Annotated in this window: 24 protein-coding genes; 22 read left to right on the top strand and 2 right to left on the bottom strand. The window is 35.2% G+C overall.

Going from position 1 to position 25,614, the window contains the following annotated elements; all coding sequences use genetic code 11:
* Positions 1-216 precede the first annotated feature (216 nt).
* The 12 genes from QE109_RS14280 (at position 217) to QE109_RS14225 (ending at position 13,286) form a co-directional block, all read left to right on the top strand.
* Entirely contained in the window at positions 217-555 is a 339-nt protein-coding gene (locus tag QE109_RS14280; RefSeq protein WP_281095221.1) for a hypothetical protein, read from the top strand.
* Complete coding sequence (locus QE109_RS14275) at positions 555-1,586, top strand: V-type ATPase subunit (RefSeq protein WP_281095220.1); 1,032 nt, start codon at positions 555-557, stop codon at positions 1,584-1,586. Before QE109_RS14280 ends, QE109_RS14275 begins: the two co-directional genes overlap by 1 nt.
* On the top strand, positions 1,587-3,548 hold the full coding sequence (locus tag QE109_RS14270) for a V-type ATP synthase subunit I (RefSeq protein WP_281095219.1): 1,962 nt from the start codon (positions 1,587-1,589) through the stop codon (positions 3,546-3,548).
* A 9-nt stretch (positions 3,549-3,557) separates the two neighbouring features.
* Positions 3,558-3,998 carry an ATP synthase subunit C gene (locus QE109_RS14265; protein ID WP_281095218.1) on the top strand — a complete coding sequence of 147 codons (441 nt, stop codon included), beginning with the start codon at positions 3,558-3,560 and terminating at the stop codon, positions 3,996-3,998.
* Complete coding sequence (locus tag QE109_RS14260; protein ID WP_281095217.1) at positions 3,998-4,303, top strand: V-type ATP synthase subunit F; 306 nt, start codon at positions 3,998-4,000, stop codon at positions 4,301-4,303. The genes QE109_RS14265 and QE109_RS14260 overlap by 1 nt, the downstream gene beginning before the upstream one ends.
* A 52-nt stretch (positions 4,304-4,355) precedes the next feature.
* Positions 4,356-4,916, top strand: coding sequence for a V-type ATP synthase subunit E (locus QE109_RS14255; protein WP_281095216.1), 561 nt, complete (start codon positions 4,356-4,358; stop codon positions 4,914-4,916).
* Positions 4,906-6,675: a V-type ATP synthase subunit A gene (locus QE109_RS14250; protein WP_281095215.1), complete on the top strand. Its 1,770-nt coding sequence runs from the start codon at positions 4,906-4,908 to the stop codon at positions 6,673-6,675. Before QE109_RS14255 ends, QE109_RS14250 begins: the two co-directional genes overlap by 11 nt.
* A gap of 8 nt (positions 6,676-6,683) precedes the next feature.
* On the top strand, positions 6,684-8,054 hold the full coding sequence (locus QE109_RS14245) for a V-type ATP synthase subunit B (RefSeq protein ID WP_281095214.1): 1,371 nt from the start codon (positions 6,684-6,686) through the stop codon (positions 8,052-8,054).
* A 4-nt stretch (positions 8,055-8,058) separates the two neighbouring features.
* A complete protein-coding gene (locus QE109_RS14240; protein ID WP_281095213.1) occupies positions 8,059-8,670 on the top strand; it encodes a V-type ATP synthase subunit D in 612 nt (203 codons plus the stop codon).
* Between the two features lie 233 nt (positions 8,671-8,903).
* Positions 8,904-11,138 (top strand): RNA polymerase recycling motor HelD, encoded by a 2,235-nt coding sequence (gene helD / locus QE109_RS14235; RefSeq protein WP_281095212.1) that lies wholly within the window; start codon positions 8,904-8,906, stop codon positions 11,136-11,138.
* A gap of 108 nt (positions 11,139-11,246) precedes the next feature.
* The gene (locus tag QE109_RS14230) at positions 11,247-12,713 is read left to right on the top strand and encodes a DNA-3-methyladenine glycosylase 2 family protein (RefSeq protein WP_281095211.1); all 1,467 of its coding nucleotides are present in this window, start codon (positions 11,247-11,249) and stop codon (positions 12,711-12,713) included.
* Positions 12,714-12,758: 45 nt separating this feature from the next.
* Positions 12,759-13,286 carry a methylated-DNA--[protein]-cysteine S-methyltransferase gene (locus QE109_RS14225; protein WP_281095210.1) on the top strand — a complete coding sequence of 176 codons (528 nt, stop codon included), beginning with the start codon at positions 12,759-12,761 and terminating at the stop codon, positions 13,284-13,286.
* Between the two features lie 30 nt (positions 13,287-13,316).
* Here the strand turns inward: QE109_RS14225 and rsmH are convergent, their stop codons facing one another.
* Positions 13,317-14,357 (bottom strand): 16S rRNA (cytosine(1402)-N(4))-methyltransferase RsmH, encoded by a 1,041-nt coding sequence (gene rsmH / locus QE109_RS14220; RefSeq protein ID WP_281095209.1) that lies wholly within the window; start codon positions 14,355-14,357, stop codon positions 13,317-13,319.
* A gap of 164 nt (positions 14,358-14,521) precedes the next feature.
* Between rsmH and QE109_RS14215 the strand changes: the two genes are divergently transcribed.
* The 9 genes from QE109_RS14215 (at position 14,522) to QE109_RS14180 (ending at position 23,225) form a co-directional block, all read left to right on the top strand.
* Entirely contained in the window at positions 14,522-15,616 is a 1,095-nt protein-coding gene (locus tag QE109_RS14215; protein ID WP_281095208.1) for a GNAT family N-acetyltransferase, read from the top strand.
* A 270-nt stretch (positions 15,617-15,886) separates the two neighbouring features.
* Positions 15,887-16,222: a PadR family transcriptional regulator gene (locus tag QE109_RS14210; protein WP_281095207.1), complete on the top strand. Its 336-nt coding sequence runs from the start codon at positions 15,887-15,889 to the stop codon at positions 16,220-16,222.
* Between the two features lie 9 nt (positions 16,223-16,231).
* Positions 16,232-17,014 (top strand): hypothetical protein, encoded by a 783-nt coding sequence (locus tag QE109_RS14205; RefSeq protein ID WP_281095206.1) that lies wholly within the window; start codon positions 16,232-16,234, stop codon positions 17,012-17,014.
* Positions 17,005-17,154 (top strand): DUF1304 family protein, encoded by a 150-nt coding sequence (locus tag QE109_RS17765; RefSeq protein ID WP_425365122.1) that lies wholly within the window; start codon positions 17,005-17,007, stop codon positions 17,152-17,154. Before QE109_RS14205 ends, QE109_RS17765 begins: the two co-directional genes overlap by 10 nt.
* 196 nt (positions 17,155-17,350) lie before the next feature.
* A complete protein-coding gene (locus tag QE109_RS14200; RefSeq protein WP_281095205.1) occupies positions 17,351-17,665 on the top strand; it encodes a PadR family transcriptional regulator in 315 nt (104 codons plus the stop codon).
* Positions 17,662-18,861, top strand: coding sequence for a DUF2812 domain-containing protein (locus tag QE109_RS14195; RefSeq protein ID WP_281095204.1), 1,200 nt, complete (start codon positions 17,662-17,664; stop codon positions 18,859-18,861). The genes QE109_RS14200 and QE109_RS14195 overlap by 4 nt, the downstream gene beginning before the upstream one ends.
* Before the next feature lie 233 nt (positions 18,862-19,094).
* The gene (locus tag QE109_RS14190) at positions 19,095-21,749 is read left to right on the top strand and encodes a translation factor GTPase family protein (protein WP_281095203.1); all 2,655 of its coding nucleotides are present in this window, start codon (positions 19,095-19,097) and stop codon (positions 21,747-21,749) included.
* 8 nt (positions 21,750-21,757) lie between these two features.
* On the top strand, positions 21,758-22,492 hold the full coding sequence (locus QE109_RS14185) for a YaaA family protein (RefSeq protein WP_281095202.1): 735 nt from the start codon (positions 21,758-21,760) through the stop codon (positions 22,490-22,492).
* A 25-nt stretch (positions 22,493-22,517) separates the two neighbouring features.
* Positions 22,518-23,225 (top strand): DNA alkylation repair protein, encoded by a 708-nt coding sequence (locus QE109_RS14180; protein ID WP_281095201.1) that lies wholly within the window; start codon positions 22,518-22,520, stop codon positions 23,223-23,225.
* 91 nt (positions 23,226-23,316) lie between these two features.
* On the opposite strand, the gene QE109_RS14175 is transcribed toward QE109_RS14180, so the two are convergent.
* Positions 23,317-23,553, bottom strand: coding sequence for a hypothetical protein (locus QE109_RS14175; protein ID WP_281095200.1), 237 nt, complete (start codon positions 23,551-23,553; stop codon positions 23,317-23,319).
* 382 nt (positions 23,554-23,935) lie between these two features.
* Between QE109_RS14175 and QE109_RS14170 the strand changes: the two genes are divergently transcribed.
* On the top strand, positions 23,936-25,606 hold the full coding sequence (locus QE109_RS14170) for a peptide ABC transporter substrate-binding protein (protein ID WP_281095199.1): 1,671 nt from the start codon (positions 23,936-23,938) through the stop codon (positions 25,604-25,606).
* Positions 25,607-25,614 lie beyond the last annotated feature (8 nt).

Below are 25,614 nucleotides of genomic sequence, written 5' to 3'. Positions count from 1 at the left end.
TTAGACTCCTATTTTTGATGAATTAGTGATAAATAATTACTTGTTCATTAAAAATAGGAGTTTTTTTTAAAAAGTAGGTTTATAATATAAGAAGAGAATATGTTATTTCATAAAATAATTATTTGAAATAACTATTTAGATACAATTAAAATTGGGTACATACAATATGTACTAAGTTTTAAGACGTTCAAATTTGAAAACAAAGAGGGTGTTTAAATGGATGCGAAATCAATAGAAATGGTGCTGCATGAAATCATTGATATTGACAAAAAAACAGATGCAGAAGTTCAAAAATTACGCGGCGAAATAGAAGAGCGTAAAAGTCAACTGAAGAACATCATCTCTGAAATCGAAGAAAATTCTAACACTAGACAAGTTGAACATGGTAAAAAAATGTACGAACGAATTTTAAATGAAGCAGTGTTAGAAACTGAAAAAATTCAAAATGATAGTTCGGTTAACTTAACTTCAATGGAAAAGCGCTTTGAAGAGAACAAAGCGGAAATGATTAAGAAAGCTTTAAGTAAATTATCTGTGGATAAGTGGGGGTCATAATGGACAAGGTAGGAACGCATGCGGCAGCAAATGCCAAAGCGAATGCCATGCTCGGAAAGCTTTTAAAAGATAAAGATTATCATGAACTTCTAAAACTAGAAACAGTGAATGAAGTGATGGATTATCTAAGACTTCATACGCATTACAGTTTGATTTTTAATGAACTAAATGACGATACCGAAGCCAACGAAGTGACGATGAAACGACATTTCTTTCGTGCATATGAAAAGCTGTATCACTTTTATATTGATGAATATCGAGATTTTTTTAAAGCATTGTTCATGAGGTACGAAGTGGAGAACTTAAAACTCTACCTTAGAGCACTATCGAGAAATGAAAAACTCGATAGTATTCAGAGTCATTTAATCACATCTGACTTATATTCTAATCTGGATTATGATGTGTTAAACCAATCAACAAATACTCATGAGTTTCTAGAAGCAATCAAAGATACACCTTATTATTCAACCTTGGATGCTTTTATTGATGATGAACCAACTAGCATGGTTTTCCATATGGAGATGGTATTGGATCGAGGCTATTTTAACATATTATACGATTCAATCATTCATTTGAGCCGCAATGATAGAAAATTAATGTTAGAATTACTTGGGATTAATATTGACATCCTAAATGTTCAATGGATTTTTAGAGGGCGTAATTACTTTGACATCTCATCTGAAGAGTTATTTAACTTTACACTTAATGGTGGGAAAAGATATGATTATAAGGCACTAAAAAAATTCTGTTACATGGCATTAGATGATTTTAAGAAAGTGGTTTCCAGTGGTGATTATAGGGATATTTTCGCTGATGAAGATTACATGATGGAGCGTGCTATGGAAAGGCAATTATTTTATGAGCTAGATAATTTTACTAAGAAACCTGGCTTGTCTATAGTATTGCCTGTAGTGTTGCTTTTTAAATTTGAATATGAAATTAGAGATTTATTTACAATTTTAGAAGGCATTAAGTATCATGCAAATAATATTAGCGAACTTTTGATTAGAGACTTGAGGAGGGAGCGATAATTGGCTATAAAAAAACTAGCGATGGCAAATATTGTCTGTCCTCGGGATAGACTAGATGAAACAATAAGAGATATGATTTTGCTAGAAAAATGTGAATTTATAGACACCTTTCTAGAGATTAATGAAGGTGATTTTAGCATTGGCATATCCGAAGAAAACGCTGATGAAATTCTAGATATGGAGGATATTGTTCCTCTGAAAGAAAATAAGGAAATAAAACAAGTTATTCAAAAGCTTGAAACAACGATGATGAGTTTAAACTATAAACCTACGGTTCATAAAAAACATATGTATGGTGAACATGACTTTGAGAAAATCAAAGATGACGTTGAAAAGTTGTGTACAAATTTTGAAAACCAAACCAATGAGGTTCTTCAAATTAATAGTGAAATTGAGTCATTAAGAAACCTCGAAGTCATAGAGTGTATGAAAAATATTGATATTGATCTTCGGGAATTGATTGAACTAAAATATTTCACATTAAAATTTGGATTTCTAACGCGTGAGAAAGCAAAACGTATTTCACAGAATTACGATAACATTAAAGCAATTGTTTTACACGTTGGGACTTATGAAGAAAAAGAGGTAAACCTGATTTTATCACCTAAGAGTCTTGATGTAGAAATGGGGAGGATTTTAAGATCAACTAATTTTGTGGAGATTGATTTAAAGGATGCTTTTCTAAGCACTCCCAAAAGGATGATAGAGCACAACAAAAATGAGTTGACTAAACATTATCAAAGACTTGATGAAATTCAAGAACTCACAAAAAAAGACATTAAAGAAAAAAGTAATTTTATGGACATACTTTATTCAAAACTGATCATGGAAAATCGAATTGATCAAGTTAGGACGAAAGTAGCAGTCACTGAAAATTTTGCGTATCTATCTTCATGGGTACCAGAAGGGTTCACGGATAAGATAGATCAAACCCTACAGAAACCACCGGAAACATTGGTGACTTACAAGAAATCGAATGAGGTTTCCTCTAACATTCCGGTGCCAACATTTTTAAAGAACAACGCCTTTTTTAAGCCTTTTGAGATGCTCGTCAATATGTACGGCGTACCTTCATACAACGAAGTAGATCCCACACTTTTTTTTGGACTCGCATATATCCTTTTGTTTGGTGCGATGTTCGGAGATTTGGGACAAGGGATGGTTATCGTCTTGGCAGGACTTCTCATAAGGAAAAAAGTCAGTGCGGACTTTAGTGGTATTTTAACTAGAATCGGGATTGGTTCAATGTTTTTTGGAATTATTTATGATTCGTTTTTTGGATACGAAAATGTAATTTCTAGCATTTTACCATTACCTATTTACCTTAGACCAATGGAGAACATTAACACAATGCTCATATCCTCCATCGTACTAGGTGTGATTTTAGTCTTTATTAGCTATGGTTATAGCATTGTCAACAAACTTAGACTTGGAGATCTTGAAGAAGGCGTCTTTGGTAGAAATGGTATTAATGGAGTGGTGCTGTTATCCTCCATCTTACTACTAGTACTAAAACAAATGACAAACATAAGTGTTATTCCAAGTCAACTACTTTATGTTTTGATATTAATCAGCGTTATATTATTGGTTTTTAAACAACCAATCAGTAACAAGATCAAAAAAGAAGAACGGTTATATGAAGAAAATGCAAGTTCATACTATATAGAAAGTGGTTTCAACTTATTTGAGACATTTCTAAGTATAATAAGCAATACAATCTCTTTTATAAGAGTAGGCGCTTTTGCACTTAATCATGTTGGTCTTTTTATTGCCTTTCATACTTTGGCAACAATGATTGGCAGTACAGGAGGCAATATAGCGATGTTCTTTCTTGGTAATATTATCATTATAGGCCTTGAAGGCTTAGTTGTATTTATTCAAGGTTTGAGATTGTTTTACTATGAGTTATTTAGTAAATATTATACTGGTGATGGGGTTTTGTTTACCCCAGATAAATTATAGGAGGGTGTTATGATTTTTGTGTTTATGCTAGTGATAATTATTGCAGCTACCATTGGACTTGGCGTTTATTATTATTTTCAGCCATCAGTGGAAGAAGCAAATAGAAAAATCAAAGTTGTTTTAAGTGCAAATGTAATCAGCTTTGTAGTGGTATTGTTGGGTGGCACTATCTCGGTTTTCTCAGGTGCAACATTTGGTGCAACTGCAGCAGCTGCAACAACTACAGCGACTAATAGTTCAGCAGGTCTTGGCTATATTGCAGCAGCACTTTCTACTGGACTTGCAACAATCGGCACTGGATATGCTGTTGGTAGTGTTGGTTCATCAGCACTTGGAGCAGTTTCAGAAAATCCCAAAATATTAGGTAAAACGATGATATTTGTTGGACTAGCTGAAGGTATTGCAATCTATGGATTGATTATTTCTATACTGATATTAGGTAAATTATAATGAAATCATATTGTTTGTGTGAAAAAGTAGAAACTCAAACTGCCATGAGACTTGGCGGTATTGAAAGTAAACTGATTGGATCTGATGAAGAAGCCAAAGATGTGATCGAAGCGCTTTTAGAAGATCCATCAATTGGCCTGATCATGATTTCTGAAAACATTCATAACAGACTCAAGGATATGATAATGGATCTAAAATTGCTTAGAAAAGACACTTTGATCATACAAGTGCCTGAACCAGAAGGTTTACAAGATAAAGAATATATCATGAAGTACATTAAAAATTCTATTGGAATAAAGTTGTAAAGAAGGTGATACTATCATAACAGTTGAAAAGAAAATAGAATTATTTTCTAAAATGGTAACTGAAAAAAATCTATCTGATGATCGAAAGTTTTTGGACGAACTCAATCGTAAACACGCTCAAATACTCGATGATATGGAAACCAAATGTCAAAAAAAACGTAATGTATATTTGGCTAATATTGAGGAAAAAGCGAAAGAAAAAAAACGAAGAATGATTTCAAAGACGCAATCAGAAGTTCAAAATCAAGTACTCGTAAAAAAACATGATATTTTGAAACAGTTTAAATCTGAAGTCATGGAAAAATTGCAAAAAGAGTCTGAAACTGAAGAATATAAAACCTATTTTAATCACAAATTTACAGAAGCACTCTCTAAATTTGATGAAAATGATGCACTGGTAATTGGTGTTAATACTTCAGACCTTGAGCTTGTACCAAAACAGTATGATACAATTATAGATGATCAACTTTTAGGTGGTTTTTACGTGATAAAAGGTGCCCGTGAAAAATATGATTATACACTTAATAGTGAAGTTGATCAAATTGATGATTACCTTGGATGTTTAATAAATTCACTATTTGACTCATCTGAGGAGGTTTGTGATGAAGCATAACGAAGGCAGTATCATATACATCAACGGACCTGTTGTCAAAGGCACTAACATGGGCCATTTTAAGATGAGAGAAATGGTTCTAGTCGGTGAAGATAAATTGATTGCTGAAGTGATTGGATTAAACGGTGATGTAGGTACCATACAGGTTTACGAAGAAACAGAAGGCGTAAGTCTAGGTGAAACCATCTATGGACTTGAGACGCCGCTATCGCTTAATCTTGGTCCTGGACTTATTGGTAACATCTTTGATGGTATTGGTCGTCCTCTCAATAAGATTGCAGAGATGAGTGGTGATTTTATGCCGCTTGGAATAGGTTTATTATCACTTGATTTTGAGAAAAAATGGCATGTTGTGATGAAAGTTTCTGTAGGCGATATTGTAATTAGTGGTCAAATTTTTGCAGAAGTTATAGAGACTGGTTTAGTGACGCATAAAGTCATGATTCCACCAGGCGTTGAGGGTGTTGTTACTTTTGCTGAATCAACAGGTGACTATACACTTAAAGATATATTACTAAAAATTCAAGATAAAAATGAAATAATTACCGATGTTAAAATGTATCAAGAATGGCCGGTTAGAAAAGCTAGACCTATTGGGGAAAGAATGAGGATTTCCAAACCTTTGATTACGGGTCAAAGAGTAATAGATACTTTTTTCCCAATAGCTAAAGGTGGTACTGCTGCGATTCCTGGTGGATTTGGTACAGGTAAAACGATGACACAACATCAGCTTGCCAAATGGTCTGATGCAGATATCATCATCTATATAGGTTGTGGAGAACGTGGCAATGAAATGACAGATGTTCTGGAAGAATTTCCGAAACTAATTGATCCAAAATCAGGCAAAGCGATTATGGAGAGAACGGTACTGATTGCCAATACGTCAAATATGCCCGTAGCAGCACGTGAAGCAAGTATCTACACTGGCATCACTATGGCTGAATACTATAGGGACATGGGATATCACGTCGCTATTATGGCGGATTCTACCTCTAGATGGGCAGAAGCACTACGTGAGATTAGCGGTCGTCTAGAAGAGATGCCTGCTGAAGAAGGTTACCCTGCGTATTTATCTTATAGATTGGCGGAATTCTATGAACGTGCAGGTTATGTGACGACATTAAACGGATCTGAAGGTTCTATCACTATTATTGGTGCAGTTTCACCAGCGGGTGGTGATTTCTCAGAACCTGTTACTGAAAATACCAAACGCTACGTCAATGCTTTTCTAGCATTAGATCGTAAGTTAGCATATGCACGACATTATCCCGCAATCAATTGGCTTACGAGTTATAGTGGCTATATCAAGATGTTAAGCGAATGGTATTCGGATAATGTTGCTGATGATGCGATTGAACATCGCAACAAGATTATGGGATTGCTCCAAGAAGAAAGTAAGCTCCTTGATATAGTTCAGTTAGTTGGAGAAGATGTTTTACCAGATTCGCAACGATTAATTCTTGAAATTGCTCGTATCGTTAAAACAGGAATCTTACAACAAAATGCATTTCATAAAGATGATTCTTTTGTGCCACTTGAAAAGCAATACAAAATGCTTAAAGTGGTATGGCATCTCTACGTGAGAGCAAATGAATGTGCTGAAAAAGACATTCCTATGTCGCGACTTAGGGATGTAGAATTATTTGAGAAAATTGTAAAGATGAAATATAACATTCCAAACGATAATTTGGAAGGACTTAAAGACTTGATAGCAGAGACTGATGCTTACTACGACGCTTTATTAGCGCAATACAATTAGGTGATGTGATGTTTAAAGAATATTTAAAAATAGACAAAATAGAAGGACCACTCATTTTCTTGAAAGGCATTAAAGAAGCTAAGTATGGTGAAATTATTGAGATAAAACTTGAAAATGAGCAAAGGGTAGGTAAAGTGATTACCATAGATGAAAACATGGTAGTTGCTCAAGTATTTGAAGGCACCTCAGGACTGAGTACAGTGAATGCAAGTGTTAGATTCACTGGGGAGTCCATGACCCTTAATCTGTCAAAGAATATATTGGGTAGAATGTTCAATGGACTCGGAAACCCAATTGATGGTGGTGGACCGATTTACTCAAGTAAATCGTACAACATTAATTCAAGGCCAATTAATCCAGTCTCTAGAAAATATCCAAGAGACTATATTGAGACGGGTATATCGTCTATTGATGTACTTAGTACTCTAATTAGAGGACAAAAACTCCCGATTTTCTCTGGAAATGGATTGCCTCATAAGGAACTGGCTGCTCAAATCGTTAGCCAAGCTAAGATTGCCTCAGCACTTGAAGAAAAATTTGCAGTATGCTTTGTGGCAATAGGAGTGACTAGAGATGAAGGTGCTTACTTTGTTGAGCGATTTGAAGAAAGTGGAACTCTAGATAATGTTGTGATGTTTATGAATTATGCGGATGACCCTGTAACTGAAAGACTTAGTATTCCAAAATGTGCTTTAACAGCAGCTGAATATTTAGCTTTCGAGGAGGATATGCATATATTAGTTGTTATGACCGATATGACCAATTATTGTGAAGCCCTTCGTGAGATTGCATCTGCAAAAGAAGAAGTTCCAAGTAGAAAAGGTTATCCTGGATATCTATATTCTGATTTGGCATTTATCTATGAAAGAGCTGGTATGCTTAAGGATAAAAAAGGCTCAATTACATTTATCCCGATACTCACCATGCCAAATGATGATATCACGCATCCAATTCCAGATTTAACAGGTTATATCACAGAAGGACAAATCGTACTTTCAAGAGATTTAGCAAACAAAGATATCAATCCTCCAATAAATGTAATGCCATCTTTATCAAGACTTATGAAAGATGGTATTGGTGAAGGGTATACAAGAGAAGATCACCCTGATCTTGCCAATCAGCTTTTTTCATCATTTTCTAAAGTGCTGGATGTGCGGTCTCTTGCTCAGATCATAGGTGAATCTGATCTTTCAGATCTAGATAAACTTTATATTGAATATGGAAAGATGTTTGAGAATACTTTCTTGAATCAAGGTTTCTCTGATCGAAGAACTATTGTTCAGAGCTTGGATCTGGGATGGAAAACATTATCGATTTTACCACTAGAGGCTTTAGATCGATTAGATGACGAGACGATAAGTAAGTATCATAGGAGATGATTGGATGGAGAAATTAACACCAACCAAAGCCAACTTAATGAAATCAAAGTCTTTACTTGCGTTTTCAAAGCAAGGGTATCAGCTTCTAGATAAAAAGCGAAGTGTGCTGGTTCGAGAGATGATGACCATGATTGAAGAGGTAAAAGAGCTGCAGATCAAGATTGACGAAATTTTCGTTGATGTTTATGCTGCGCTTAATATTGCCAATATAACCATGGGAGCAAGTGCAGTTACAGAAGCGGCTTTATCAATTCCAAAAGATGAAAATATAAAGATACTCAATAAAAGTATCATGAATGTCGAAATTCCTACGATAAAAGCTGAAGAACAGCCCCTTAAACCATATTATGGTTTCTATAGAACAAGTTCAGCAATAGATATCACTGTTGTAAAGATGCGTGAAGTACATGAACTGATGTATAAACTTGCTGAAGTTGAAAATGCTGTTTTTAGGTTGGCAATCGAGATTAGACAGACAAGTAAACGTGCCAATGCACTTGATAAAATTCAGATACCAAAGTATGTCGAAATGACAAAATGGATTGAAGAGTCGTTAGAGGAGAAAGAACGAGAAGACTTTTTTAGACTAAAGCGGCTTAAAGGAAAGAAATTTTAGTAAAGTAAATAACGGCGTTGTAATTAATAAAGCCACCTTGGCAAATGATGAAGATCATGCTGAGGTGGCTTTTTATACTTGACAGAGCAAATAAAAAAGGATAAAATAAATTTGGTTCGTAAAGAACAAACCTCAAAATATTAATATCCAATATTATTATACACTTTACAAAATGCAATGTCAACAGTTTTTTTATTTAAGCGCCACGAATTATAAGATGAAAGGGGAATTACATGAATTTCAACGATCAGGAATGGATTAGTGAAATTGAATGGCTTGAGGAGGTCCTCGGAGAAACAAGAAAACAATTAGATGAAAATAATTCTATGAAAGATAGATTAGAAACAGATACAAGAGAGACACAAAAGGAGATGTGGCAAGATTTGGGCTCAGTCTCTATCTCCAACGGATTAGAACAAATTGCAGATTTTATGAGTTACATTAACACCATGAAAAACCAAAAAAGAAGCAATGAATTTGCCATTAAACTTGAAGAAAAATTTGAGCGCATCCTTTTATCGCCTTATTTTGGTCGCTTTGATTTTGATGAGAAAAATACAAAAGTAACTGAAAAATGTTATATTGGAATCTCAAACCTCATTAGAGAAAATTGTGAATTTATGATCTATGACTGGAGAGCACCAATCTCTAGCATGTTTTATGACTATGAGATTGGTGAGGCGCAGTATGATTGTCCAGATGGCATCATAAAAGGCGAAATTATACTCAAAAGACAATATAAGATCAGTGATGGCAATATGGAATACATGTTTGACAGCAACCTTAAAATCGACGATGAGATTCTTCAAAATATGCTGAGTAAAAATACTGATCAGAAGATGAAAGCCATCGTCACAACCATACAAAGAGAACAAAATCAGGTGATTCGTAATGAAGCTTATAACCACCTGATCGTTCAAGGGGCAGCAGGAAGCGGTAAGACTTCCGTAGCACTACATCGTATCGCATATTTATTATATAAGCACCGCGAAACAATCACTGCAAAAAACATCCTGATTTTTTCACCAAACGGCATTTTTAATGACTATATCTCAAATGTACTACCACAACTTGGTGAAGATAACATGTCACAGACAACTTTTTCTGACTACATGCACGCAGCACTAGGCCCAGCATTTAGAAAAGAAAAATACAGTGATATGATGGAATATATATTTGGTGCAGATAAGAATGATTACTATCAAATCAGAGTCGGTAGTATCAAACTCAAGTCATCACCAGAATTCTATGAAATCTTAAAACAATATGTTGAAGCAATTTCCAGTAAAGATAGGAATTTTAAAGATATCGTTTTTAACAATCAAGTCATTATTTCATCTGAGGAAATTAAAGTTTTGTTCTTTGAAGAATATGCGAACTTACCATTAAAAAGACGCCTCCAAAAGATCAAAGAACGTATGCTCTTTTTAATTGAACCTTATAAGAAGAGAAGAATCAAAGATGAAGCTAAGCGCCTTGTAAAATCATCATCTATAATCGATAAAACAGAACTTACGATTAAAAGTAAAGCACTTGTAAATGCAGAGCTTAAATCAATATTGGATGAAATTGAAAGAATGACTAATTGTAATTTTGTTGAACTTTATAGAAACTTATACAGGTCAAAAGAATACTTAAATAAATCTTCTTTTGAAAGTTTTTCGGTAGAACAAATTAAGCAGATAAAGAAGTATACAATAGAGAATTTAAACGCAGGCATCCTTTACTATGAAGATCAAGCGCCACTGTTACTATTAAAAGTGATGCTTGGAGAGTTACCAAAGACGACTGACATAAAATTTGTAATTATTGATGAAGCTCAGGATTACACCGCTATACAATATGATATTTTATATCACTTTTTTAGTCATGCTAACATCACGATTCTGGGCGATCTTAACCAATCCATCAACCCCTATATGAATGTTGGCGATTATGCACTGATTGAAAAGATCTTTCCAAGACAGGAAACACTTAGAATTACACTGAACAAAAGTTATCGTTCAACCATTGAGATCATAAAATTTTCTAGAGATATTCTTAAAAAATCTATAGAAGACGAATGTGTAGAAAGAAGTGGTGAGTTACCACAAGTTGTTAGCTTTAACGATTCAGAGGAAATTTTTGAACGCATTATAAAAGATGTAAAACATTATAAAGAAAATGGCTATAAATCAGTGGGTATTATCACAAAATCAGTGAAGCAAACTGAATACGTCTACGCACAGTTAAAAGATAGAGTACATGTAAATGCGATTATACATGAGGATGACGAGTATATATGTGACACTGTGATTATCCCGATTTATCTTGCAAAAGGTTTAGAATTTGACGTTGTAATAATTTATGATGTAAACACAGATAATTACTGTGGTGAAGAAGATCGTTTACAGCTATACACAGCTTGTACAAGAGCACTTCATGTACTGAATTTATATTATCAAGGTGAGAAGACTTATCTTTTCTAAAGATCATGTCCGAAAGTGAGTATTCTTGCATTTCATAGAGTGTTATAATCTAACTATTAGTAAAGTTGGTTATAATACTCTTTTTTTATTATAAAAGTGGTGAATCGTATGAAACTATCTCAACAAAGTTGTTATGAGATTATTAAATCGAAAGATTCAAGATTTGACGGCGTCTTTTTTACAGTTGTTAAGACGACGGGAATATACTGTAGACCGATCTGCAAAGTACCACCACCAAAACAGGAAAATTGTGATTTTTATGAAACTGCTTATCAAGCAGAACAGGCTGGTTATAGACCGTGTCTTCGATGTCGTCCAGAGATGGCGCCTGAATACTCGGAATTTGAACAAAGTGACTATATGATCAAGCAACTATTGACTTTCTTTGATGAGGAAAACTATTGTGCAGGCTTGGTACAAAAGAGTGCAGACTATTTTGGAATCACCGCAAGGCATGTGAATCGACTATTTCATAATGCACTTGGCATAAGTCCTCAGCAATATATCATGACAAAGAGATTATTAAATGGAAAGCGGCTTTTACAAGACACAAACTTAAGTGCAACTGAAATTAGCGGTATTGTAGGTTTTGGAAGTCCAAATAGGTTTTATCAAGCATTGAAATCTAAATACAAGATGTCGCCAAGTGAAATTCGGGGAAAAGAAAAAAAGAGACAAAATACAGAATGGATTACTATCAAAATAGCTTATAGACCGCCTTATAGATGGGGCCAAATGATGGACTATTTTAAGCTAAGAGCGATTCCTCAAGTAGAATGGGTCGATGCATTTGACGTGTATAGAAGAACACTGCGAGTTGCCTTAAATGAAGAGTTGTATCAAGGCTATATAGAAGTAAAACCAGTTCCTGAGCAAAACCATATCAGTGTAAAAGTGAGCCGAGGTCTTGAAAAAGTCCTTCTACAAGTGATTAAAAGCGTTAAAAAGGCGTTTGATTTAGATGCTATTCCAGAAGCTTTACCAGAAGGCATAAACAAAGGGATAAGGCTCCCTGGTTGCTTTGATGGGTTTGAGGTTGTGCTTAGAGCAATTATAGGACAACAGATTACAGTAAAAGCTGCCACGACATTATCAGGGAGAATGGTCGCGTATCTTGGAGAGAAAACTCAAACACCCTGGGATGAACTCTCTCGATTTTTCCCTAGCCCAAAAGAATTTCGTGAGAGCGGCCTAAATATAGTTGATACACTTGGTAGCCTTGGTATCATTTCATTAAGAGGTCGTGCAATTGCAAGTGTCGTCGACTGTATGTTAAACCAAGAGATTTCCTTCGAAAAGTCAAAAGGACCTGATGAATTGATTGAAAGTTTGATGAAAATCAAAGGAATAGGGATATGGACAGCACAATATGTTGCAATGAGAAGCTTAAGTTGGCCAGATGTTTTTTTGGAATCTGACTTGATCATTAAGCAAAAACTTACGCCACATCTAGACCCTAATTTAAAATATGCAAGGGCGGCTACCGAGTATGCTAAGGCGTATGAGCCGTGGCGAAGTTATTTGACATTTTCCATTTGGCAGGATCATTTTGACAAGATTAATGGACTTAAATAAATATAGCTTTAGTATAGATATTGCTAATAGAATGAGGTGAGTAAAATGAATGATTCGCGTTACTTTAGATATAATTCAAGATGGGGTGAAATGTTAGCTCAGATAAATGAAAGTGGTGCATTAAAAGGGCTTTGGTTTACGGGGCAAAAGCATTTTCCAACATTTATTCCGAGGGAGATTGAATGGATCGCAGATGTGAAATGTTTTAACTCAGTTCGGAAACTTGAAGCCGAATTAAAAGCATATGAAAATGGAACTACAGATCAGTTTACAATTGCTCTAGAGCCAGATGGGACACCATTTCAAAAGGAAGTATGGCATATTTTAATGCAAATTCCCTATGGTACAACGATAACTTATGGTGAAATCAGTCAAAAGCTTGCTGAAAGACGTAACCTCAAATCTATGTCATCACAAGCAGTTGGACAGGCAATAGGTCGCAATCCGATTAGCATCATTATTCCATGCCATAGAGTACTTGGCAAAGATGGCAGTTTAACAGGGTATGCTGGAGGTCTTGAGCGAAAGACAGCACTTTTAGACCTTGAGCGTAAGAATATCAAGGATTTATAAAAAAAGACCCTTTGGGGTCTTTTGTTTGCACTATGCTTTTATTGCCCATCTTAATTTTGCTGATTTAGCACGGCCGTTGCGGCTACATTCTTCAGCAGAAGGTCTAATGGGTTCTTCAGAGATACTGCTGTATGCGCCTTCGCGTAAAAGCCTTTTAAATGATTTTTTAACCAAGCGGTCCTCTCCAGAATGAAACGTAAGGATTGCAACACGTCCGCCACTGGCTAAAGCGTCTGGAAGTTTTTCTAAAAATTCATATAATACTTCAAACTCTTCATTTACATCGATTCTAAGTGCTTGAAAACTTCTTTGGCATGATTTTTTGATATCAAAATCTTTTGTCTTAGCAGGTAAGAAGTTTAGTGCTTCTTCTATGATATGTCTCAGATGCGTTGTTGTCGTAAGTGGTTTGCCTCTTTTTATATGAGCAACAATTGCCCTAGCGATTATATCTGCATGGGGTTCATCTGCATTTTCGATGAGCATGCCTATTAATTCATCTTTAGTAATCGACTTTAAGCGTTCTGCTGCTGAGATACCTACACTTGGATTTAACCTAAGATCAAGAGGACCTTCAATCTTAAAAGAGAAACCACGATCAGGATTATCAATCTGCATAGAAGATACGCCTAAATCCGCAAGTACAAAATCTAGAGGTCCTGATTCTTCCACAACCTTATCGATATTTGAGAAGTTAAATTGTTTTGTGATGAGATCATCGCTTCCAAAACCTAAGTTTTCAAGACGTTCTTTAGTTTTAGGCAATTCGATAGGATCAACATCCGTTGCATAAAGTTTGCCTTTATGATCAAGCCGTTTTAGCATCTCAAGTGAATGTCCACCGTAACCAAGCGTTGCATCAAGCCCTATTTCACCTGGTTTAATCTTTAGAATTTCCAAAATTTCATTGACACAGATAGAGATGTGCATCCCAGCTGGTGTACTACCTTTTTGGATAATTTTATTGACATCTTCAGCATATTTTTCTGGCTGAAGCTCTTTGTACTTTTCTTTATACGATTTTGGATGTGTTCCTTTATAACGAACGCGACGTTTATGCTCATGTTCCATGATAGGCTCCTAGTTTAGATAGTTTTAAATTATAAGATATGATATCAAAACCATGCATCTAAAGCAAATTTATTAAAGGAAATTTTCATTATATGTAGAATAAGTGATAAGGAAGATAAACACAAGTAATTTGATATATGTACATAGGTACATAGAGGGGACAGATGAAACTAGCAATTGACAGAAAAATGATAATTGAAAACCTAAAAAAGCAAAAGTTCGTTCCTTTTAACGTAATTGGGATTATGGAGAACATGGAAAGTAACGTTTACTATGATGAGGCAACTATTTCAGTATGGTGTGAGCATGAATATTTTAACTATATTTCTGGAAGTACAGAAGTGATTGCTTCACATGTTGAGTCATTAGAAGATGGTTTTTATGGATTTGCAGCGGTAGAAGATCACCTCGCTAAGTCTGTATATACTAAGCATCTTTTACACTGGTATGAACCAACCGATCGTTTTGTACATGTTACTGATAAAATCCTAGATAGTGATTGGCGTTTAGGTGCACCATATGAGATTGTGCCAGTGCCGCTTACAGAGGCCAAAGGGATAAATGACCGATACGAGTATAAAGATGAAGGATCATTTGAACGTATATGTGATGCAATTTCTCATAGACCTTCATCGGCAATTTATATAGAGGGTGAACTTGCCAGCTATGTACTTGTTCATGAAGACAACTCAATAGGTTTTATGTACACGTTGGAGAAATATAGACACATGGGATTGGGATACTGGGTAACTTTAGATCTACTCGATCAGATGAGAAAACGTGCGGCAGTTTCATTTGTAGAGATCAATCAGGCTAATTTTAAATCACAGGGATTAGCGAGAAAATCTGGGTTTGAAAAGGATGTATTTACACCTTGGTTTGGAATTATCAAAGGCGTGCCATCTTTTTTTGAAACGTGGGAGCCACTTGAGGGCCGTTCCTATATCTTTACAACTACAGCACACCTTAGAGAAGTAGATCGGTTAACAACAGACATTGAAGTACCTAAAGTCAACAAAACAGGAGATGATTTTAAAATAGTAATTGACGAAAAAGGTAGAAAAGCCCAGATCAATTTGACTCTAGATGAAACAAAAGAAGCCTATATTACTGAGATTCATTCAAAGGAGAATATGGATTATCTTGAAGTGGTAAAAGCTATCGCTATTCACTTTCCGGAGAAAAGTGCATCAGTCGTACTGCCATATGATGAAAAATTAGCTAAACAAATCGGATGCATAGCAATCTTAAAACAATAAATTTAAGACTTTAACCGATTATAATTTATGTGATTCAACTAAAATCTTAAAAAGAAGCGACTGAAATTGTCACTTACTATTTAAGATTTTTTATTATTTTTTGGCTATTATACATTGACAATATAAATTTCAAGTATTACTATGTACTTAGTAGTACTAAATACAATTCAGTACATAGTATATGCTATTACTTAATAGATCTTGATATTTTTTTAAGATCACACGTCAGTATAATCCATAGAAGAAAGCATATATGAAAGGAGGCGTGAATTGGACAATCTTCAAAAGCAATTTAAAAAAGGAATCCTAGATATAATCGTTTTAAACCTTCTCTCTCAAAACGATGCCTATGGTTATGAAATTATCAGTCAGTTAGACGCACTTTCAAGTGGCTACTATTTGTTAAAAGAAGGCTCTCTATACCCGGTACTTTACAGGTTAGAAGATAAAAGGTTTATCGAAAGTTACCGAAAAACAGAGGGGACAGAACGTGCTGTTCCTAGAAAATACTATCGGATTACAAAAGAAGGTGTACTTCACTTAAGTGAGATGAAAGAAGAGTGGCTACAATTTAGTAAGATTACAAATCAGATGTTGAAAGGATAGGTGAAAAGGATGAATAACAAAGCCAATATAAAATACGCTTCAAAAGTAGTTTCTTTAATTCCAGTTAATCAAAAGTACAAGAACAGAATTAAAGAAGATATCATCAATAGACTTGAAGAATTTCATGGTGTAGAAGATCCCATTTCAATTTTGGGTGAGCCAGAAAATGTAGCAAAAGAGTTTATTGAAAATATTGATCCTTCAGAACTTAAGCCTATGCAATCAACGAGAAGAAGGTCTAGCATACATTACAGCTATAAAAGTGACAAGACTTTTATGGGGTTGCCAATTATTGATATCCAACTTGGAAGTTTTAAGTTGGCAAAAGGTGTAATCGCTATTGGCGATTTTGCAGTTGGTTTAGTTGCAATTGGAGCAGTCTCAGCGGGTCTGATATCAATTGGTGCACTTGGTCTAGGAGTAGTTGCTTTGGGAGGCGCTGCAATAAGTTTGATCTGCTCATTGGGTGGACTTGCAGTCTCAGGTCTCTTCTCTTTTGGTGGTATAGCAGTTGCATATAGCGTAGCAGTTGGAGGCGCAGCATTTGCACATACTCTAGCTATTGGAGGCTATGCTAGTGCAACTGACATCGCTATGGGAGATATTGCACATGGTAAACTTGCTCTCTTCAAGAAAGATTATAAAGGTGATATAGGGATTGAATATTTTTCAACATCTTTGGAACTTTTTAAGGCACAAGTTGCTGAGTTATATCCTAATTTACCCAACTGGTTAAAGTCGGTTATTGATTTCTCATATGACACAATTATGCTGACAAGTAGATCAAATTAGTTCGTAACATAAGTGTATTTTTCTTGGGATGTGTCGTTACAGCAGGCGTATATGGTGGATTAACAACATCAAAATCAATCTTAATTAAACAGGCATTACCTGCGCTTATTGTACTAGTAGTAACCGTAATTTTAAAATAAAGGATCTAGAGTAATTAAATTTAGAGTAAAAGTCAGTTGTAACATAAACTGACTTTTTTTTTGAAAATTCAAAACTCGGTTATGACATAATGTAAGGGGTAAATGGCTCAATTTTATTTGACAATATCGATAAATAATATTATGATATCTATAGATGATATCAATAAACGATATTGAGTTGTGTGGAGGGATAGAGATGGCCAAAAAAGCTTTTGATGGTCTAACAGAAAGTATGTTTTACATATTGATGGCTTTCTTAAAAAAAGAGATGTGTGGCATAGATGTTAATTCATTTGTTGAAAGCATAACAGGCGGTAGAGTAAAGTTGGGGCCAGGGACTCTATATACAATTTTGTCAAGGTATGAAGAGGAAGGTCTTATCGAAGAAACTGCTGTTGAAGGAAGAAAGAGAACTTATAGAATTACTAGCAAAGGTATCGATCTGTACCATGCTGAGCTGGACAGATTAAAAGCATGTGTTGTAGATGGAGAAAGTGAGGCTACAAGATGAAATATATCAAAAAGCTATTGCCTGTAAATATCTATGATATTGCTGAAGTTGAAAGTTATTTTAGCATGATGGCTGAGAAGGGACTTTTTATTAAGAAAGTTGGCTTTTTTGCACATTTTCAAAAAGACAGTCCACAAAAAACTGTTTATAGGCTTGAACCAGTCACTAAAACGCAGCGTGCACCAAGTGATGAAATGATTGCGTATTATGAAGAGGAAGGTTGGATTTATGTATGCACGATATCTCACGCATTTCGCGTATTTAGAAGCATTATAGAAAATCCCAAAGAACTTCATACCGATCCCATAACTCAAAGTTATACCTTTGAACTTTTAAATAAAAAATTAAAATTTGCTTACTTGGCTTCGATAATTGCAGCTATATGGATCATAGGAATGATACTGTTTTCTATCGTTTTAACGCCTAATCCTGTATTATATGCAGTAAAGTATGGACAGACTTCGTTTATGGTCATGATATGCTTGGCTATGTTTTATTCACTCAGTCAAATTATTAGTAGTAGAAATAAGATAAATAAACTGACAAAACAACTTCAATCAGGCGTTTCACTAAGGCATAAAAGGCATTATCACACAAATTATATCCCCTATGCCTTTAATGGTTTAATTATGCTATTTTCACTTGTTACAATTTTTTCCTCTATTTATGGGATGGCTGCGGATTGGGATCAAAATCTCATGGATTATTCTGGACAAGTACCTGCCATTCGTTTAACAAGTATAGAAACCAGTGATAAATTTGAAATCGAACACAGTATCGCCGAGCGAAGTGGAAAAGATTTTGGGGGTTTTATTTCATACAGTTGGTCTGGTATTGGCACTGAGATCTATGAGGTGTCAGAGCGAGGTAGTGTAAAAGATAAGAAGTGGAATGATGATTCTGGCATATATTCACCATCCATATCAACAGAGTTTTATGAAATTAAATTCAAATTTTTATCAAGTAGACTAATGGAAGATTTAATTGATGATGAATTAGAATTTTATCGCTATAGACCTTATGAGTACCATGAGATTTTAGAGACGGATTTTGACCAAGCTGTAATTATTAAATCAGAAGAATCTCAGATGTTTTTCGGTAGAATTGGTGGGAAGGTAATCTATGTTAGGTATTATGGGTATAAAGACTTAAGCCTATTTCAGGCGGATATTTTCGATTCAATTCAGCAGTTTTGACGCTATAAATGTTGGGTATAACTTCAAATGATTTGTTAAAGAAAACGTCACTTAGAACTTATTTCTATTTGGCGTTTTTTGACTACTGCTTTAAACTTATGCAGTCGTTATACGTATTTTATCGTAAAAAACTAAGTAAAATCTCTATATTGCGATATAATATAAGTATGGATCAATAAATGGTAAAATAAATTGAGCTAAGACTTTTAAATAGAAGAGGATTTATATATTTTATGAAGAAACTAGTAATTGGTATACTGGCACATGTAGATGCTGGAAAGACAACATTATCAGAAAGTATGCTTTTTCTTAGTGGTAAGATTAGAAAGCTAGGACGCGTCGACAACAAGGATGCCTATCTAGATACCTATGAACTAGAAAAAGCGAGAGGGATCACTATATTTTCAAAACAAGCCCTACTTGAAATAGACGATACTGAAGTCACAATCTTAGATACACCAGGTCATGTGGATTTTTCTGCGGAGATGGAGCGAACATTACAGGTTCTTGATTATGCAATTTTAGTGATCAGTGGGGCAGATGGCGTGCAAGGACATACGAAAACGCTATGGCGACTACTTGAAAGTTATAAAATTCCAGTTTTTATATTTATCAATAAGATGGATCAAAATGGAACAGATCAAAAAGGGTTAATGAGAGCACTAAAGAAACAGTTAGGTGAAAGTTGTGTTAGTTTTGCAGATGATGATCATATAGAATTCCAAGAGCAAATTGCACTTTGTGATGAGGGCTTAATGGAGCAATATTTAGAGTATGGCAAGATTGATGATCTAGAGCTTAAAATTGCGATAAATAAACGTAAAGTATTCCCGTGCTTTTTTGGATCTGCTTTGAAGCTTCAAGGCATTGAAGCATTTATGAAAGCCTTATCTAAACATACTGTTAGAGAACCATATCCAGAAGACTTTAGTGCAAAGGTCTATAAAATTTCACGTGATGATCAAGGCAATCGCTTGACGCATATGAAAATTACAGGGGGATATCTAAAAGTTAAGGATAGCATAACTTCGAAAGCAGGGGATGAAAAAATCAATCAGATACGGATTTATTCAGGCGAGAAGTATGAAGCTATAAATGAGGTGGAAGCTGGAACCGTATGTGCTGTAGTTGGACCTACTCAAACAATTGCCGGTGAAGTGATAGGAGAAAATCACGATCAGATAACACCGATACTTGAACCTGTTTTATCATATCGGATCGTATTACCTGAGGGATACGATCCAAGGTTACTTCTGCCAAAGCTACGTCAACTTGAGGAGGAATCACCAGAGTTCAAGTTTAATTGGCATGAAGAGCTCAAAGAGATTCAAACACAAATCATGGGTGAGGTTCAGCTGGAAATTTTACAAAGTTTAGTTAAGTCAAGATTCGGTGTAGATATAAACTTTGATGCAGGACATATTGTATATAAAGAAACCATTGTAAACAGTGTTGAAGGTGTAGGACATTTTGAACCTTTAAGACATTATGCTGAAGTCCATCTGCTACTTGAACCCGGTGAACGTGGAAGTGGCCTTACATTTGAACTCAATTGTAGTGAAGATGAGCTAAGCCGTAATTGGCAAAGACTCGTGCTGACTCATTTACATGAAAAACCTCATAGAGGTGTGCTTGCTGGATCGAATATTACAGATATCAAAGTGACACTTGTAAATGGACGGGCACATAACAAACATACTGAAGGCGGAGACTTTAGAGAAGCAACTTATCGAGCTGTAAGACAAGGACTTATGCAGGCAGAATCCGTATTACTAGAGCCCTATTATAGTTTTCATATTGAACTTCCTGAAAAAATGGTTGGAAGAGTTATGACTGATGTGGAAAAAATGATGGGGACTTGTGAAATTGTGCATACCGATGGCGAGATGTCTTTAGTAAAGGGACGTGCACCTGTGGCAACCATGAAGAACTATCAAAAGGAAGTTATTGCATATACCAAAGGCGAAGGACGATTATTTGCAACGCTTGATGGCTATGGATCGTGTCATAATAGTGAGGAAGTTATAGCACAGATTGCTTATGACCTTGAGCGTGATTTTGATAATCCAACCAGCTCGGTATTTTGTGCTCATGGTACTGGATTTATTGTACCTTGGGATGAAGTTTCAAACTATATGCATGTAGAAAATTTTCTTAAAGATACTCATGAAAATATGAAAGAAGAGCATACTGATTTTTCAGACGATCATCAGTTAACAGATGATCAAAAGCAGTGGATGAGTCTTGAAGAAATAGATGCCATCATTAACAACACGGCTTTTGCAAATCAAGGCAGAAAGTCCATGTGGAAGAGAAATAAAACAAGTAGAGAAAGTTATAGTGAGCCTACGAGATTTGTTGGAAAACAGATGGAAACTAAAGAAGAATATCTTTTAGTGGATGGTTATAATATCATCTTCGCATGGCCAGAGTTAAAAGCACTTTCAGATGTAGGCTTAGACAGCGCTAGAGCGAAACTGTTAGATATACTCAGTAATTATCAAAGCATTAGAAGATGTGAAATCATCGTTGTTTTCGATGCATATCGCGTAGAAGGTAGACGTGAAGAAGTGATTAAATATCAAAATATAAGTGTGGTTTTTACAAGTGAATCTCAAACTGCAGATTTATATATCGAAAAATTTGCACATCAAAATCAGTCGAAATATCGCGTGATTGTTGCAACCTCTGATGGTCTTCAACAGATGATTATCAGAGGTGCAGGTGCGGGGCTTCTATCTGCAAGGGAATTGAAAGAAGCAGTTGAGGTAGCAGAAGAAAAACTAAGAGAAACGACAAAAGAACTTAGCGCTAAAAAGCCAAATTCTTTAGAAGATGTCTTAACTACAGAAGAAAAAAACAATTTGAACAAATTGATAAATAAGTAGGAGAACCAATGATTTTTTTAATCAGTCCAAGTAAAACGATGAATATAAAAGCACTTGATCATACAAAACCTAGCAGGGTGCTAACCTCAGCGAGAACTGTGTCATCGCTGAGAAACGCGCTTCAAAAGCTTGATCAAGAGACCCTTAAAAACCTATATAAAACAAGTGATAAGGTTGTTGAATTAGCACAAAGCCTTAACCGCGACAAACGTGTTGCTAGTAGCATGGCATTATTTGAAGGCCTTGTGTTTAAAAATATTGAGTATGCAACATTATTAGATAAGGAAAGAGCATTTATAGATGATCATTTGCTTATATTATCAGCATTGTATGGTGTTGTTTCGCCTGCACAGTTGATCACACCTTATCGCCTCGATCTGAACAATTCACTTGAAGGAGCGATTGAAAATTTAACAGAGGTATGGCGTAAAAGAGTTACAGATTATCTAATTCATAATGAAGCAAAATGTGTGATCAATTTAGCATCAGAAGAATACACTAAACTCATAGATATAAGTCGTCTTAGAAAAAAGAAATGTTTTATCAATATTGAGTTTTTAGAGCAAAGAGATGATAAACTAGTAACAGTAGCGACTTATGCTAAAATGGCGAGAGGAAAGTATATGAGAGCAGTTGCAAAAGTAAAGCCTGTTGATCGTGAAGCTTTAAAAAATATCGTGGCAATGGATTATATGTTTTCATCGCACCATTCGACTGATGAAAATTTTGTATATATAAGATGATGGATTGTTACAAATGGAGGCACTAATGGAATTTAAAGAAATAATGTATGCACTGGAGTCACTAGGTAGTGATCGAATGAAAAAATACTATATGAGTCAAGGGGCTAGAGAACCACTTTTTGGCGCTGCTACAGGTGCAATGAAACCGCTTGCAAAAAAACTTAAAAATGATCAGGAAATAGCTGAAAAGCTTTATGCAACTTGCAATTATGATGCGATGTATCTCGCAGGTATGATTGCTAATGTGAAAGAGATGACGCCAGCTGATTTTCATAGATGGATGGAAGGCGCTTATTTTTATATGATTTCTGATTTTATCGTTGCAGTTACTCTTGCAGAGACAGATTTTGCTCAAGAAGTAGCTGATGACTTTATAGCAAGCGGAGATGATCTGAAGATGTCGGCTGGATGGAGTACTTATGATTGGCTCATAGGTTCAAGAAAAGACGAAGCGTTTGACCGTGAAAAAATCAATGCACTCTTGATGAAATTAAAAGAAGAGATTGTTGATAGTCCAGTTCGAACGCAATATGCTATGTATCGTTTTTTAGCTGCAGTAGGAGTCTCATATAAACCGCTTCATAAAGAAGCCTTGGAAACAGCTAAAGCAATAGGAGAAGTGACTGTTGGTACAGGGAAAAATTCAGAACAACTCTCAAATGCATATGAAGCTATTATGAAAGCTGCAAGTAAAGGTAGAATAGGATTTAAACGTAAAAATGTAAGATGCTAAAATCAAATAAAAAAACATATAAAAAATATAAAGGTGTTGTTGCAAATCTAATTTTAGAGGAGCAAAACACCTTTTTGATTTTTTGATATTCTCATTTAAGTTCAAGTAACAAAATTTCACATGCAGCTATGGTAGCAGAAATTGTGATTGCCTGATGTTCTGAACGACCAAGCCAATCATTTCCTTCTTGAAAATATAAATCTTCAAGCTGTCTTTCAAGATTTAGTTTTGATTTTTCAGGATTTTCTTCAATGCTACTTGAAAGTAGGGCGTATACGCTTTCAAAGACTTCTTTATATTTTGCATCATTTACTTCATCAAAAAACATAATATTTATCCTCCAAATTAGATGCTTAAAGTTTTCGCTTATTAAAAAATAACATATGAGAATAGATAGAAGTTAAAGTAATCGTAAACAAACTATGAACATGATAAAAAAGTTAAAAACAATTGTTGCTATAAAAAATTATTTCTATTATATATAAAAAAATATTTATATATTTGTCAATAAATTTCAAACTGTAAAATTGCAAGATAACTATGTTTGAAATTGCATAATAGAGTACAAAAATAGTGTAAACGCGCGAAAATTGCCAGACAATTGAAGCTTTCGCAACAACTTTATTGCAAAAAAGACACGATTTTGATTGACGAGTATATTCAGTGATGGTATAATCCACAAAATAAAGATAAAAAAGAGGGGGAAAATTATGAAAAAATTAATTTCTTTATTACTCATCCTTGTTCTAGCGGTTGGTATGTTTTCTGGCTGTGCTAAAAAAGAAGATGATACAACCATGGAGACAACAAATGCAAATGGGGCTACAGAAGCAACTACTCCAACAGCAGATAAAACACTTCGTATCGCTGTAGATGTCGATTTACCTTCAGTGGATCAAAACATTGCAACAGATGGTTTGTCATTTGAAGTAATTGCTGCAATGATTGAAGGTCTTTACTCTATGGATGAAGCTGGAAGTTTAATTCCTGCTATTGCAAAAGATTATACAGTAAGCGATGATGGCTTAACGTATACCTTTAACTTAAGAGATGCACAGTGGACTAACGGTACACCAGTAACTGCTAATGATTTTGTTTATAGCTGGAGACGTTTAGTTGATCCGACAACAGCAAGTGAGTATAGCTTTATTGCTGAAGTAGCAGGCATCGTAAATGCCGCAGCAGTAACTGCTGGAGAAAAACCACTAACTGATCTAGGCGTAGTTGCTAAAGATGATAAAACATTAGTAGTTACGCTTGATAGAACTGTACCATATTTCTTATCACTAACAGCTTTTGCACCATTCTTTCCTTTAAACGAAGCCTTTGTAACTGAAAAAGGAACGGACTATGCCCAATCACCAGAAGGTTTAATTGCAAACGGACCTTATAAGATGGCTGAATGGAATAAGGGATATGGCTTTAAATTGGTAAAGAACGAAACTTACTATGATGCTGCAGCAGTTGAAATCGGAGCAATTGATTATAGAGTAATCAAAGATCCGCAAACCTCAGCACTTCAATTTGATAGCAATGAGCTTGACGTTGTTAAATTAACTGCTGAACTCGTGGATAATTATAAAGACAACTCAGCATACACACAAATCGATGCTTCATATGTATGGTATGCTTCACTTAACAACGATGATCCAATCTTTTCAAACCTCAACGCAAGAAAGGCATTTCAACATGCAATTAATAAAGAAAACATCGTTGCTAATATTTTAAACGATGGTTCAAGTGTTGCTAACTTTATCGTACCAACCGGTCTTGCTACTGGTCCAGATGGCAAGGACTTTAGAGAGACAAGTAAAAACGATTATGGTCTTTTTGATGTAGCTGCTGCACAAAAATATTGGGATACCGCTAAAACTGAACTCGGTATCACTGAAACCAACATCGAGATTTTATTTGATGATTCAGAAACAGTTAAGAAGATGGCTGAGTTTATTCAAGCAGAACTTGAAGCAAATTTGCCAGGTTTAACAGTAAGTTTAAAAGCACAACCTAAGAAAAACAGATTAGAAATCATGCGTGAAGGCGACTTCCAAGTAGGTCTTACTAGATGGGGTCCAGATTATGCAGATCCACTAACATACCTCGAACTTTTCTTAATAGGTGGTTCAAGTAATACGCCTAATTTTACTAATGAAAAGTATGACGAGTTAGTTAAAGCAAGTTCGACAACATTAGCAGCTGATGCTGCTGGAAGATGGGAAGCGATGAAAGAAGCTGAGGATATCCTACTTGATCAGTTTGCAGGTATCGCACCACTTTATCAAGCGGGTTACTCTTACTTGATCAATCCTAAGGTTACAGGAATTGAACCACATGCGATTGGTACGCCATTTATCTATAAAAATGTAAAAATCGCAGACTAATAAGTTTA

The organism is Fusibacter bizertensis (genome assembly GCF_029914245.1).
Taxonomy (GTDB): Bacteria; Bacillota; Clostridia; order Peptostreptococcales; family Acidaminobacteraceae; genus Fusibacter_C; species Fusibacter_C bizertensis.
The sequence above is the reverse complement of the archived record's forward strand: the minus strand, read 5'-3'. Positions and strand labels throughout refer to the sequence as shown.

Excerpts from the sequence above, each read along its gene's own strand:
- QE109_RS14280 (WP_281095221.1), top strand. The coding sequence starts at position 217 with ATGGATGCGAAATCAATAGAAATGGTGCTGCATGAAATCATTGATATT.
- QE109_RS14275 (WP_281095220.1), top strand. The coding sequence starts at position 555 with ATGGACAAGGTAGGAACGCATGCGGCAGCAAATGCCAAAGCGAATGCC.
- QE109_RS14265 (WP_281095218.1), top strand. The coding sequence starts at position 3,558 with ATGATTTTTGTGTTTATGCTAGTGATAATTATTGCAGCTACCATTGGA.
- QE109_RS14260 (WP_281095217.1), top strand. The coding sequence starts at position 3,998 with ATGAAATCATATTGTTTGTGTGAAAAAGTAGAAACTCAAACTGCCATG.
- QE109_RS14255 (WP_281095216.1), top strand. The coding sequence starts at position 4,356 with ATGGTAACTGAAAAAAATCTATCTGATGATCGAAAGTTTTTGGACGAA.
- QE109_RS14250 (WP_281095215.1), top strand. The coding sequence starts at position 4,906 with ATGAAGCATAACGAAGGCAGTATCATATACATCAACGGACCTGTTGTC.
- QE109_RS14245 (WP_281095214.1), top strand. The coding sequence starts at position 6,684 with ATGTTTAAAGAATATTTAAAAATAGACAAAATAGAAGGACCACTCATT.
- QE109_RS14240 (WP_281095213.1), top strand. The coding sequence starts at position 8,059 with ATGGAGAAATTAACACCAACCAAAGCCAACTTAATGAAATCAAAGTCT.
- helD (WP_281095212.1), top strand. The coding sequence starts at position 8,904 with ATGAATTTCAACGATCAGGAATGGATTAGTGAAATTGAATGGCTTGAG.
- QE109_RS14230 (WP_281095211.1), top strand. The coding sequence starts at position 11,247 with ATGAAACTATCTCAACAAAGTTGTTATGAGATTATTAAATCGAAAGAT.
- QE109_RS14225 (WP_281095210.1), top strand. The coding sequence starts at position 12,759 with ATGAATGATTCGCGTTACTTTAGATATAATTCAAGATGGGGTGAAATG.
- rsmH (WP_281095209.1), bottom strand. The coding sequence starts at position 14,357 with ATGGAACATGAGCATAAACGTCGCGTTCGTTATAAAGGAACACATCCA.
- QE109_RS14215 (WP_281095208.1), top strand. The coding sequence starts at position 14,522 with ATGAAACTAGCAATTGACAGAAAAATGATAATTGAAAACCTAAAAAAG.
- QE109_RS14205 (WP_281095206.1), top strand. The coding sequence starts at position 16,232 with ATGAATAACAAAGCCAATATAAAATACGCTTCAAAAGTAGTTTCTTTA.
- QE109_RS14200 (WP_281095205.1), top strand. The coding sequence starts at position 17,351 with ATGGCCAAAAAAGCTTTTGATGGTCTAACAGAAAGTATGTTTTACATA.
- QE109_RS14195 (WP_281095204.1), top strand. The coding sequence starts at position 17,662 with ATGAAATATATCAAAAAGCTATTGCCTGTAAATATCTATGATATTGCT.
- QE109_RS14190 (WP_281095203.1), top strand. The coding sequence starts at position 19,095 with ATGAAGAAACTAGTAATTGGTATACTGGCACATGTAGATGCTGGAAAG.
- QE109_RS14185 (WP_281095202.1), top strand. The coding sequence starts at position 21,758 with ATGATTTTTTTAATCAGTCCAAGTAAAACGATGAATATAAAAGCACTT.
- QE109_RS14180 (WP_281095201.1), top strand. The coding sequence starts at position 22,518 with ATGGAATTTAAAGAAATAATGTATGCACTGGAGTCACTAGGTAGTGAT.
- QE109_RS14175 (WP_281095200.1), bottom strand. The coding sequence starts at position 23,553 with ATGTTTTTTGATGAAGTAAATGATGCAAAATATAAAGAAGTCTTTGAA.
- QE109_RS14170 (WP_281095199.1), top strand. The coding sequence starts at position 23,936 with ATGAAAAAATTAATTTCTTTATTACTCATCCTTGTTCTAGCGGTTGGT.